At 58.9% G+C, this 12,576-nt stretch carries 6 protein-coding genes; 4 read left to right on the forward strand and 2 right to left on the reverse strand.

From position 1 onward, the window contains the following. Window positions 1-58 precede the first annotated feature (58 nt). On the forward strand, window positions 59-862 hold the full coding sequence (locus Enr13x_RS11760; protein WP_145386230.1) for a hypothetical protein: 804 nt from the start codon (window positions 59-61) through the stop codon (window positions 860-862). Between the two features lie 506 nt (window positions 863-1,368). Here Enr13x_RS11760 and Enr13x_RS11765 read toward each other — a convergent pair. Continuing rightward, complete coding sequence (locus Enr13x_RS11765; RefSeq protein ID WP_145386231.1) at window positions 1,369-3,321, reverse strand: alpha/beta hydrolase family protein; 1,953 nt, start codon at window positions 3,319-3,321, stop codon at window positions 1,369-1,371. 182 nt (window positions 3,322-3,503) lie between these two features. On the opposite strand from Enr13x_RS11765, the gene Enr13x_RS11770 reads away from it, so the two are divergent. Together Enr13x_RS11770 and Enr13x_RS11775 are read left to right on the forward strand one after the other, a co-directional pair. Beyond that, window positions 3,504-4,631 (forward strand): lactonase family protein, encoded by a 1,128-nt coding sequence (locus Enr13x_RS11770; protein WP_197455968.1) that lies wholly within the window; start codon window positions 3,504-3,506, stop codon window positions 4,629-4,631. Window positions 4,632-4,967: 336 nt separating this feature from the next. Further along, window positions 4,968-6,560 carry a hypothetical protein gene (locus Enr13x_RS11775; RefSeq protein ID WP_145386233.1) on the forward strand — a complete coding sequence of 531 codons (1,593 nt, stop codon included), beginning with the start codon at window positions 4,968-4,970 and terminating at the stop codon, window positions 6,558-6,560. A 41-nt stretch (window positions 6,561-6,601) separates the two neighbouring features. Here the strand turns inward: Enr13x_RS11775 and Enr13x_RS11780 are convergent, their stop codons facing one another. Beyond that, the gene (locus Enr13x_RS11780) at window positions 6,602-9,649 is read right to left on the reverse strand and encodes a PVC-type heme-binding CxxCH protein (protein WP_231744225.1); all 3,048 of its coding nucleotides are present in this window, start codon (window positions 9,647-9,649) and stop codon (window positions 6,602-6,604) included. Between the two features lie 699 nt (window positions 9,650-10,348). On the opposite strand from Enr13x_RS11780, the gene Enr13x_RS11785 reads away from it, so the two are divergent. Further along, complete coding sequence (locus Enr13x_RS11785) at window positions 10,349-12,541, forward strand: coiled-coil domain-containing protein (protein ID WP_145386234.1); 2,193 nt, start codon at window positions 10,349-10,351, stop codon at window positions 12,539-12,541. The last annotated feature ends 35 nt before the right edge of the window (window positions 12,542-12,576 follow it).

Raw genomic sequence — 12,576 nt, forward strand, 5'->3', positions numbered from 1 at the left:
GTCATTGCGATGGCGATCATCGTTCCCTCCACTCGATTCCCCAATTGCAGGTCCCAACATGACCCTCACCGATCGATCGTTGACAACGGGCTGGTTCGCCGGTTTGGCATTCTGTCTTGTCGCGTCACTGTTCACGCCCACGCCCCTCCGAGCCGATGACCGTGAAGCGGAGGCCCGCGAAGCAGAGGCCCGTGAACGCGAGACATCCGAGCAAGATCACAGACCGCGGGATGACGATCGCGCCGAGAGGCGTCGTCCCGATGATGAACGGCTCACGCGTGACCGCCCCGGAAATCGTGAAGAAGCCGAAGAACGTGAGATGCATGAACGTGAGATGCTTGAACGTGAAATGCATGGACGTGAGATGCACAGGCTTGCAATGCAAAGGCGTCAATCACGCCTGCGCGAGGTGCGCGAACGCGAGATGCGTGAGCGAGAGCGTGAACTTGAGATGCACGAGCGCGAATTGCACGAGCGCGAGCAGATGGAACGTCGCGAACAGGAAGAGCGCGAGCGTGACCAAAACCTGCAAGCGATGGAGCTTGAAATGCGTGAACTCGAGCTGCACCGCCAACGCCTGGAACTTCGCATCGCCGAAATGGAACTTGAAAAACGCTTGTCGCAATCGGTGTCCAAGGCCGATGAAGCGGCATTGGATGCGATCAAGATGGCGTCGCGATTCATGGAACCCGAGGCAGCCGCGGACTTTTTTGCCGGCATGCTCGACCGTGTGCATTCACCGATCGTCCAGCACGAGTTGCGTCTACAACTTGCCGAAAGATTTTTCTACGCCGAGCGACCGGATCAAGCAGCTGAGCAATTGCGTGCCCTGATTGCGCCTGTTCACGAAGGCGACCACTGACGGTCAAGGTATGGATTGAGAAACACCGCTCCCATTTTACGGGAGCGTCGAGCGCAGCGAGCGGCATACGCATCAAGTTAAGAAGCAACCCTCCCGTGTGCGGGAGGGTCGAGCGCAGCGAGGGGAGGGTTTCCGCTGCCCCGCAGCCACCGATGCCAAAAACGACGCCAAAGCACCCTCTCCGGTCCAGGCGCAAACGCCTCCGCGACCCTCCCAAAGGGCATCGGTATCTACACATCTTTCGCATTTTTGGTCTGGTTTGCGTGGACGGTTTCGGCCAACGGCCGTTTACATCCATAGCCTTGGGCATCGCCCCAGGTCCGTTGGACGCATACGAGAAGGATTAGCCAACGGCCATACGCAAACGCCTCGTCAAAATCGAATCTTGTGCATGGCCGTTGGCCAAATATGCCTCAATCGCAATTGATCCCTGGGGCGATGCCCCAGGCTATGGATATGCATGCCCTTTGGGCAAAAGGCGATTCGCCCGGCATGCACAGCATGCCCTACTCTTTGACCAATCGCGTGGTCGCCGCTTCCACGACGTCCTCAAGTTCAACGAAGCGGCTGACGTTCAACAGATCCGGCGCGTCACGATTTCGCTTGGGCAGATTTTCCAGTTTCAATTGATCGATCCCATCGACGAACAGGGACGCGTAAAGGCCCCAAAACGCAGCGTCTCCCTCGGCCTTGATCGAGACCATCGGCTTTTCCAACCCGGGCGTTTGCCGCAGCGTTTCCAAGCCGCGGATGACGTCGTAGATCTGCATGCCGGCCAGGGTCTGGCCGAGCAGCATGAAGCGTCGGCGGATGTGCGTCTGCGTTCGTTCGTCATCGGTCCAGCGGGTCGGTCCGATCCCACGCGGCACGAGGAAAGCTGTGTTGCGATCGGTTGTCATCTGTCGCAATGCCTTGGCGACTTCCGAGTCGGGTTTCGCGCCGGGCACATGATCGGGAAACAACACCGCCAAGCCCGCCGCCCATTTCTTCCAGCCATCCTGGTCCAGAATCACGACATCCAGCGGGGCGTTTGGGGCTTGGTCCGGTTGCACCACGTAGATCGGTAATCGAAACGGCGATTGACTGGTGAACTCGATCACACGCGTGTCGGACGACGGCGCGTTTGTCACGATCGACTGGACATCCAGGGACTCGGGCGAATCGGGCCAGCCCCGAAACGTTCGTTGTCTCAACCGATCGATCAATGCCCGGACCGCTTCGGGAGAGTCCGTATCGAGTGCGCCCGAGTCCGCTTTGGGCACAAAGCTCTCGTGGATCGTCGTCACGCGCTGTTCTTCCGGCAGTTCCTCAAAGACTTTCAAGTCACGCTTTTCAAACAGCGGCTCGGCGGCCATCTCGATCAACGTCTGGTCGTCGCGTAGAAAACGATTCATCCAACGAAATGCGGCGACGCGCAGTTCTTGCGTGTCCTTGTGTGGACCTTCGGAAATTTGTAGTCCCAGTTTGTCACGGGCGTCGTAGAGGTCATAGATCGTTTGCACTTTCGCATAAACATCCACGACACCGTCCAGCGGGAAGATGCGGTCTTTGTCGGAATTGGTAATCAGCAGCGGACGCGGTGCGACCAACGCGGCCACCATCGGGAAATCCCAGCGGTAGGTGTTGACCATGTACATGCAATCGCAATGGCCTTCGACACAACCATCGACGACATGATTTTTCAAACTGGTGATCCCCGCGACCGGGACCGCCGCGGTGATGCGTTCGTCGATCGCCGCGATCCACCACGAATAGGCCCCACCGCCGCTGCGCCCGGTGACCCCGATGCGATCTCCATCGACTTCGTCGCGCGATTGCAGGTAGTCCAGGGAGCGGATGCAATTGAACGCCTCGACGCCCGCCGACGAATACCCGCGATTGTTCCACCACCACATTTTTTCACGATAGGTCCCGTGGTGAATGCCTTCGATTTCACCCAATTGGACCGTGTCGATGGTCAGACAAACGTAGCCGTTTCGCGCGAACCAGGCGCCGTGATGTTGATAGTGCGTCTTATTGCCCAGGCTCTTGCCGTCGTGCCGTTCGCCCCCGTGACCACAGACATACAGAATCGCCGGGAGTTTGTCATCTTGCACGCTCGGCCGGTATAAATTGGCGGTCACGTACAGGCCCGGCATCGATTGAAAATGCAATCGCTCGACGATCACGCCTGATGCTTCCAGCGTGCCCGTCACCACAGGTTCCAGTGGCGTCTTGGGGGGCATCGGATCCAAACCGAGCATCTCCAACATCTGGCGGCGGTACTCAGGGCGTTTACTGGTCCAGTCTTCCAGCGTCTCGATGTCGGCGAACGTTCGATCGGTCAGCTTTTGTGTCTCGGCGCGAAAATACTCCGCGATCCATCGATCGCCTGGTGCGGTCGACGGTTCCACCGGTTGGGTAGAACCTGTCTTTGCAAACACGAGCACAACAAGCAGGGCAGAAAAAAGGTAGCGCATCAGACTCGTTCTCAACGTGATTCAATGAGTGGTGCATTTCAGAGAATGCGGGCAGGATGATCGGATTGATCCACGGCTGGCAAGGCGTCGCCACGAATCGCACAGTGGATGATTGCGATCCGCGACTCCACGTTCGCCGGCGAGCTACAATGGCGACTCCATTTTTATCCTGGAGAATCACCATGCGACTCGCGGCCCTATTGTATCTTCTGCTGGCCGGCACGATGTGCTCGGCGGAGACGCTTGTCTATTTCGGCACGTACACACGCGGAAACGCTGCCAGCGAAGGGATCTATGTTGCGACGCTCGACGAGGCCACCGGCGCACTTTCGCAGCCGCGGTTGGCTGCCAAAGCCGACAACCCGTCGTTTGTCGCGATCGCTCCCGGCGGCAAAACGCTGTATGCCGTTTCGGAAACGCCCTGGACCGACGATGATTCCGTCGGCATCGTCGCGTATTCCATCGGCGACGACGGCACACTAAAACAACTCAACCAGCGGTCGACGCGTGGCGGGGCCGCTTGCCATGTGGCGGTGCATCCATCGGGCAAGTCTCTCGGCGTTGCCAACTACAGCGGCGGCAGTTGCGCGTCGTTTCCGATCAACGACGACGGTTCGCTCGGGGAAATCGCTTCCTTTCATCAGCACGTCGGCAGCAGCGTGAACCCGCGTCGCCAGCAGGAAGCGCACGCCCACTCGATCAACTACAACGCCGACGGAACCCAAGCCTTCGTCGCCGACCTCGGGATGGACCAGATTGTGATCTACGACGTCGATTCCGAATCGGGGAAGCTGGCACCGTCGCAGCAGCGATCGCTGAAGATGCCCGCCGGAGGAGGCCCCCGCCATTTCTGTTTCACACCCGCTGGAAAGATTGCACTGGCCAACCTGGAATTGACCTCTGACGTTGCGTTGCTGCGCTACGACGATGCGGCAAGAAGCCTGTCGATGCTGGAGGTCGCTTCGACGCTTCCCGGTGGTCAGGCGGTACCGGGCAACAGCACGGCGGAGTGTTTGGTGCATCCCAATGGACGAACCGCATACGTTTCCAACCGAGGCCACAACTCGATCGCCGTCTTTCGGATCGACGCCTCTAACGCGGATATCCAATGGATCGAAAACGAACCGACACAAGGGGAAATCCCGCGGGGGTTTGGGATCGATCCGAGCGGCAAGTTCGTCGTCGTTGCCAATCAAAATTCCGACAACGTCGTGTCGCTGCAGATCGACCCCGAAACGGGATCCCTCTCGCCGACCGGCAGCGAAATCACCGTCGGCACGCCCGTCAATGTGCGGTTCTTGAAACGCTAGAAACGAGCGTCCAAGTGGTCGCGCGTCGGCAGACTCGCCGGACCGGACGCAAGTTGCCCATTCCCCCAAAAAGGTGTCGGACACCTTTTTGGTAAGTTTGACGCCCTTGCAAATTCGTCGCTACAATGTTGGCCCGATTCATCCTTCGTCTTCATGCGGCACGACAGTGGTGCTCCCGTTTCGTTCAGACGGGCGTTTCCTGGTCAACGTCCACCTTCCACCCCGGTGCATGACGTTCTGCCACGAAGAAGAACGTTCGAAATGACGTCGATTCTGAGCAGCCGCTCGCCTCATTGAACGGTTTCCATTTCATCAGCCCTGGTAAGTCAATCGCCCATGCTTTCTCACAACATTCGCTCGCTGGCGTTTGCTCGATACTTGAGAGCTTCTCTGCTCGGGATTCTCGTTTGCTCCCCGGTGACGGCTCAGGTTGCTTCGCCCCCTCTGTACAAGGTGCTGCTGACGGATACCTCCAAGCCCATTATTGGTACGCTCGTCAGCCGAGACACCGAGACCGTGACGATCCAAGACATTGACACCAATACCAAAGTCCGCTTTGAGCGAAGCAACGTCAAAGAGGTGATCACACCCTTCGCATTCGATGACGCGGTGAAGTCGATCGGATTGGAAGAAATGTTGAGTTGGAAGATCGGACAAGTTGCGGCACAGAGGAAATCGCCCGGCCGGATCGCCAAGGTGTCGTCGCAGGTCGTTTACATCACCCTTGGAACGAACAGCGGAATTCGTGAAGACACAACGCTCACCGTTTTCCGAAATGAAGGGGAAATCAAAGATCCGGTTAGCGGCGAGGTGTTGGCGGTCGAACGTCCGAAAATTGCCGAACTTCAGGTCACCGAAGTGCAAGAAAAATATTGCAAAGCCAAATTGGTCGGGAATCTGGAGCCCGAATTACAGGTGGGTGATGAAGTCGAACCCGATCTCGATCTGCGAGTCGCGGTTTGTCCCATCCGAGACCAGAACGGAGAATCTGTTGATGAAACACTTGTCATGGTTGAAGAGATTACGACCAGACTCGTCAACCGAAAAGTTGCCGTCGTCGATCGTGGCTCACTGGGGCAAGTTCTGGGGGAGTTGCTCGTACACAACACACCCCTGTTCGATCCCAAAACAGCGCAAAAGTTGGGCGACTTGACAGGGGCGACACATGTCCTGGCGGGTAAAATTGTCCCCAGTGGTCGCACGCGGGGCATCGCTTACGTCCGATTGATCGATGTGCAGACCGGACGAATTGTCGTGGCAACTTCCACCTCGATCAGTTTGACCCGTACGCTCGCCTCGGCGACCGATGGCCGTGCAGCGAATCGCCCCGGTCTTGCCGGGGTGGTCCGAAATGTAGAGAGTTTGGGTAGTTCTCGAGTCCTGCCATCATTTCTCACGACCCGATCACGCTATCAGAAAGGGGAATCCGGCGGCATTCGGATTCAGGGCTACAACGAGTTCACCTATCGTGACCAAGGCGTGATTTTTACCAAAGACATCGGCTGTGGTATGGACGATTTCACCTTCGAGGTTGTCGTTCAATTCGGACACGAAGACATGGTGGCGAACATTGGCATCGGATACGGCGTCGCGGATCTTCACTACAACGGATTAAAAGACTCGGTGTATTTGCGGCTGCATTCTCCCCACATGCGAAACGAACCGGGAAAGGTCAAACTCAATCGCTTCAAGCTGGGTGACGAAGAGGTCGGAGAGTTGCCGACTACGGGGCCTCATCTCGTGCGGATCACCAGGGTGGGTAATACGGTGACGTTTCAAGTGGATTCAGGCAACGACGGTCCTTCCGACGATGATTTTGAAACGACGATCGCCGACTTCAGGGATTTTGCACCCTTCCTGCATTCGAAGAACTCTCCGCTGTTCTTCGCAGGCGCAGGCGAATACGTGACGGCAACGCTCTCAAAATGACGTGGGCGGCGTAAAAAGGGTCAGCGGGCAATCGATGCCGATTATCGCCTGGTGCCCAACATCAGATACGCGAACAGGTCGGTGATCTGTTGGTCGGTCATGTCTTTGAAGACCTGTTCGGGCATCAACGACGTCTTGATCGCTTTAAATTCTTCCAGGTCCTCGCGGACGAGAACGACCGTCTGGTCATCGGCGGTGCGGAGGGTGACGGTTTTGGGATCTTGGGCGGCCATCATGCCGGTGACGACGCGGCCGTCATCGGTCAACGCCATGTAGGACTGAAAACCTTCGCGGATTTCAAGACTCGGTTCGATGATCGCCGGCAACCAAAACTTCAAACTGCCCCGTTCGTAACCGTCCAGTGGCGGACCGATCGTCTTGCCTTCGCCGAACAACTTGTGGCAGGTGCCGCACTTGGTCATGAAATGCTTTCGACCTGCTTCGGAATCGCCGGCGGAATGGCTCAGCAAATCGGTCAGCCGCTCGATCTCCGCGATCTTATCCGCCGAGGAAACCGTCACGGCCTTGCCGAAGGCTTGTTCGACTCGGGCGACGAATGTCGGATCCTCGTAGGTTCGCAACCGCTGGATCACGTCTTCGGGGACTTCGGGGACTCGCACCCGCCACTGAATCACTTCTTCCAGCAATCGATCCGCCCAGGCGGCGCGGCTGGCCAGGGTTCGGCAGGCGGCGGCGCGGAGGCCGTGTTCGCGTGAGATTTTTCCGTAGAACGCGCCGATCAGCCCGGCGGCGATCCGGGCCTCGTCAAAATTGGCCAGCGTGCTGATCGCCACACGCTGAAGCGCCGGTTCGCTGGTTTCACGCCCCGTCGCCAGCCGCAGCAGGGCATCCACACTCTTGGGCTCCTGAAGTTCGCCGAGTGTGTAGGCGATTTCGATTCGCAATCCGAGATCGGTCGAACGGTCACGCAACAGTTTGACTGCAGCATCCGCGGCGCCCTGGCGACCGCTGCGTAGTGCCAGCACCGCCCCGGACTCACCGCGAGATTCTTGATAGGCGGACAACGCGCGGTCGAGTCGCTTGGGTAACTCGGGGATCGATCTGCCTTGGAACGCTTTGGTCAATCCGACCAACAAAATTTCACGGGTCGCGTCGTCCGGGGCCAGCGCCACCAAGGCGTCGCAGTGGTCCATGTCGGCCGCGGTGCCGGCGGCCGCGTAGCGTTGGGCCAAGCGGCCGAGCAGGTGTTGGCGGACCAACGGGCGGTCCCAGGACGTGTCGTCGGAAAAGAACGCTTGGATCGCATTCCAATCGTCGGCATGGGCTTCGACCGCCCACCAATACAGCAGCGGCAGATGCGGGTCGTTTCCGTCCTCGTCGCGTCGCGTCAGGCGGTCGATGATTGCCAATCCCGTCGGGCCGTCGATCCGCTTGGCCGTCGATGCAAGTTGGCTGCGGACTTGTAAATCGGATTCCGTTTCCGCCAGCGAAACCAGTTGCCGATGGCCTTCACGTCGATCTCCCAGTAGCCGAACGGTCCAACGTCGAATGTGGGGATTGTCGTTCCGCAACCAATCGGCGGCCCGTTCGGTCGATAGTTCTCCCATCAGATTCAATGCCCAGAGCGATTCCAGCGAACCCGATTGATCGACACGTTCCACCAGGGGCTCGGTCGCATCGCTGTCGTTGCGCCAACCGAGGACCAAAGCGGCGCGGCGGCGGAGCCATTTATTGGGCGAGTCGAACAGGGCGATCAATTCGTCGCTTGACCGTTCGGTGAGATCGCCGGCGCGGTACACAGGATGGGATCCCTTGGGGCGGATGCGGTAGATCCGTCCGCTGTTTTTGTGCCAGTCGTCAACGGGATTGACATGGGACAGTCGGGTGTCATACCAGTCTGCCACATAGACCGCACCGTCCGGACCGGCGCCGGCGTACACCGGCCGGAACCAGCGATCGTCGGTTTCAACGAGATTCTCGACGTCTTCGGTGCGATAGGTCGACCCATCGGGAATCAGACGGCTGTTCCAAATCAGATTGTGCAACGAATTTGGCGCGACAATGGATCGATCAAAGGCTTTCGAAAACAATCCGCCTTCATAAATCATGAAGGCTTGGGCAAACCGTCGCGTGTCCCCCTTCATCGGCATGCCGGTGAAATAGCCGAAGGCATAGGGATTGGTCAACGGACCGTGCTTGCCCCAGTTCTTGTCCGAATAGCTGCCTTGCGGATAGTGATAGCCGCGTTTGCTACCGCCGTTGGTGCCCGAGAAAACTTGCCCGTGCGAATCGATCTCCAAACTGAACGTATTGCCGCCACCCTCGGCATAGATCTCGAACACTTTCGTTTCGGGGTGATAGCGCCAAATACACTGGCCTTCAAAGCGAACGCCCTTGGTCGCTTGTGAGCTGACCGTTCCGGCCGTGGTGCTGCCGTTGGCACCGTACAGCCAACCGTCCGGTCCCCACAGCAAGCTGTTGGCAACCGAATGCGTGTCTTGGAGTCCGAATCCCGAGAGATGGACTTCCGGGTCGCCGTCGGGAACGTCATCGCCGTCGGCATCGGGATAGTGCAGCAGATACGGCGGGTTCAACACCCAGATGCCGTTCGGGCCGACTTGGACCGAGGTGGCGATGTTGAGTCCCGTGATGACGTCCTTGCCGGAGTCGTACAAGCCGTCGCCATCGGTATCGCTGAAGACCGTGATCTTGTCCGCACCCGCGGCGCCGTGCGGCGGCGGTTCGGGCACCTTGTCGTAGACGGCCCGCAGGTATTGATCGAAACGCTCGACCTTCAGCCCGGCAGGGTATTGGTACTGGCGATACTGCACCGCCCACATCCGACCGCGCGAATCCCAGGACAGGAATAGCGGCTGCGAAAGCTCGGGCTCATGGGCGATCAAGTCGGCTTGGACGTCGCTGCGGAGCCGCAGTCGGTCGATCATCTGATCCGGCGGCGTCAGCTCGGACTCGTCGCGCTGGGCGCCTTTGGCAGAAAACGTGCGAAAGATCTCCGCCACTTTTTCGTTGCCGGCAGGGCTGTCCGCCGAAGTCGTCTGCGCGACCGAGTTCCGGATCGAAGGGAAGACGGAGGCCCAAACGGCCATCATCAAAACAGCAAATCGCATCACATTCCGCCACGAAAAAAGGAAACACACGACCGAACCAGCGGTCCCGGCAAGCCACCAAGATCATAGCCGACCGCCCCCCGCTTTGCTCGATCCTCCTGCCGGGCATTGGTGTCTAGATAGGTCGCAAGACTTGCAGTCATCTTCCCTTTTAGGTTCTTCGCGGATTTTAGTGGCTGCTCTCGGATACTCGGGGAAGGTTTTTTGAGGGATGACTGCGATGTCCGATGGTTCTGTTCGGTCTGATGGCGAAGCCAGCTGTAGCGGAGACGGGCTCTGCGGAGGAGCAACCCGCCTAGGAATCACCTGGTCTGCGATGCGGCGAAGGTGCTTCGTGCCCTCCACCGGCCCGCGCCAACGGAGGGGCGTTTGAACCGAGCGGTTGTCGTCCAACACCCATTCGGACATCGCAGCAATGCCTCGAAAAACCTGGGTCCTGAGTGATTAGCCATTAAAATCCACGAAGAACCGCCTTGTAGGGAGGGTGACTTTCTAACTTGGTGCGTACGGGCTGAAACGCGGCGAGGGGGGGGCGATTGCCCCTGTGTCATTGCTGTCAAACCCTGGCGTGAAACTGACCTTCCACTCGGCGGACGGGCTGACGTATGTTTCACGCGCAAGGAAACCGCGAAGGTGCGCGTCAACACAGCTCTTTCGATCTCGCGGTGCGAAACACTTTCCCAGGGATGGGATCATTCGATGGACGATCGCCGGCATACCAATCACGCCCCTGCTGAGCAGGCCTACGACACGCATCCGGTCGGCATGCCCCCCGGCCCGGTTGATGCAGCCCCGTTGTATCCGGGCGATCGTCGTGCGGGGCCGTATTCTCCCGAGGTGATGCACGACGCGGCAGGGTTTGGACCGGCAGCTTGGCCGGCAACCGATTTCCGTCCGTACGATTTCCGTCCCTATCATGCCGAGATCGCACGCCTGCGCCATCGACTCGCTTCCGCCCATGCCGCGAACAATCGGCAAGCCACCGAAATCCGCCGGCGGACCGAGCAGGCGTTAGCGCAACAGAAAAACTTCTGGGTGGGAAAGATCGAAACGCTGCAACAACGAATCGCGGTGTTGCAGCATGAATCGCAGCGGGAACAGGAAAACCGCGAGCAAAAAAACGCGGCGATCGACAAACAACTTGCCGAAGCTCGCGGCGCCGCCCACGCCCTGAACCGTCACATCGCGACTTTGAAACATGAACTGAAGCACGTTGCGCTTGCCGCGTCCAGCGAACAACAAGAATTGAAACGCGCCCACGACTCGATCGTCAATCGGCACCACGCAGCGATCGCGGAACAGCTCGCGACGATCGAATCGCTGCAACAGCAGATGGATGACCAGGACGAGATCCTGGAACATTGGAAAACCGCTCAAGAACAAGCCGTCCAGCTGAGCGAATGGTATGAGACCGAACACGAAAGGGAACGCGTCCGCTACACGCAACTGGTCGACGAATTCGCCCGATTCCGTTCCAAAACCTCCGAGGCGTTCGCGGTTTGCGAGGATGAAATCGAGACGTTGGAGGCGACCGTCGGGATCTTGCAAACCGACCACGAAATCGTGGAGCTGATCAACGCCGACCTGGATCATCTTGCGGACAAACGTGAATCGGAAATCGAGCAACTGCAGGCCGAGCTTGAGGCGGTCTCGGAAGAGAAAACGTCTCTGATCGAGACCGTTGCGGGGCTGAAGTCCACGTCGGATGATTTCGACGCGTCGTTGTTTGCCAAGGATCAAGAGATCGATGCGACCAAGCGGCTCGCCACCGAGGCGCAACGGCAGTTGGAACAGACCCGGCGAGAAAACAAGGGACTGGCCAGCCAGAATGACCAGCTGAGGCATCGCGCCGCTGATCTGACGAACGAGATCACGAAGTTGCAGACCGAACTCGCCGATGCCAAGGACCGCGCCGATCGGGCCGAGTCGATGCGGTTGGAACGGGATCACCAGATTCGCGAGATCCAATCCGCCGCCCGAGCAGCGGACGCCAACGCGTTGTTGCGGGCCAACGAAGCGGAGCAGCAGTATGCCGTGGAACTGCAACGACTGGAGGACGAGCTGGAGCGTCAGAAACAAGCACAACACAGCGATTCGCAGCTCAACGGCATCGATCAGGCAAAAGTCACCGAACTCGAACACGCGCTCGCGGCCAGTCAACGAGCGGTGACCGCCTCGTCGACCGAGAACGATCGACTTCAGCAAACCATCGATCAGCTTCATACGCGGCTGGCCGAACTCCAGCGCGCTGGCGAAACGAAGGCCGATCGCGTCGAACTGCTCGAGGACACGCTGAGCGAATTGCGTCACGACGCATCGAATCACCAACAAGAAAACGTGCAACTGCGAGCCGACCTGGCCGAGCTGCGGTCGCAACTGGCCGAATCCGCCGATCGAATTGCCACCGCCCAACACACGATCTCGCAACAGACCGAAGCGCTGGACCAAAAATCGCAACAATTGGAACAGCTGGAACAATCCCGTCAGGAGCGCGATGTCGAGGCGTTCCGGTCAGACCTGGAAGCCGAGCTGGCGGCCAAGTGGCAAGCTCAGGTGACCGAGTTGGAGCAGAACCAGGTCACCCTCCGCGAGCGTCATCATCAAGCCCAATTGGCCCAACAGCAAACGATCGAGAGTTTGCAGCAGCAGCTTCGGGAACGGATCGCCGAGCGGGACTCACTGAAACAGCGGGATGACGCATCGGGCGAGCAGATCCGCACGTTGCAATCGCAACTGGCGGATTGGTCGATGCAGGAAAGCCCCGTCGAAGAGGTGAAACGGTTGAGCAACGAATTGTCCCGCTGCATCAGCCAGCATGCACGCGAGCGAGAAGCCTTGCTGTGGCGAATCGAGCAACTGCAGACCGTTCGGGCGCTGGGCCGCGCCGCCTAAGCGGCGGCACGGTTTCGCCATGACAGGCTGGAAGC

The organism is Stieleria neptunia (genome assembly GCF_007754155.1).
GTDB lineage: Bacteria > Planctomycetota > Planctomycetia > Pirellulales > Pirellulaceae > Stieleria > Stieleria neptunia.

Coding starts and splice junctions, on each gene's coding strand:
- Enr13x_RS11760 (WP_145386230.1), top strand. CDS start 59: ATGACCCTCACCGATCGATCGTTGACAACGGGCTGGTTCGCCGGTTTG.
- Enr13x_RS11765 (WP_145386231.1), bottom strand. CDS start 3,321: ATGCGCTACCTTTTTTCTGCCCTGCTTGTTGTGCTCGTGTTTGCAAAG.
- Enr13x_RS11770 (WP_197455968.1), top strand. CDS start 3,504: ATGCGACTCGCGGCCCTATTGTATCTTCTGCTGGCCGGCACGATGTGC.
- Enr13x_RS11775 (WP_145386233.1), top strand. CDS start 4,968: ATGCTTTCTCACAACATTCGCTCGCTGGCGTTTGCTCGATACTTGAGA.
- Enr13x_RS11780 (WP_231744225.1), bottom strand. CDS start 9,649: ATGCGATTTGCTGTTTTGATGATGGCCGTTTGGGCCTCCGTCTTCCCT.
- Enr13x_RS11785 (WP_145386234.1), top strand. CDS start 10,349: ATGGACGATCGCCGGCATACCAATCACGCCCCTGCTGAGCAGGCCTAC.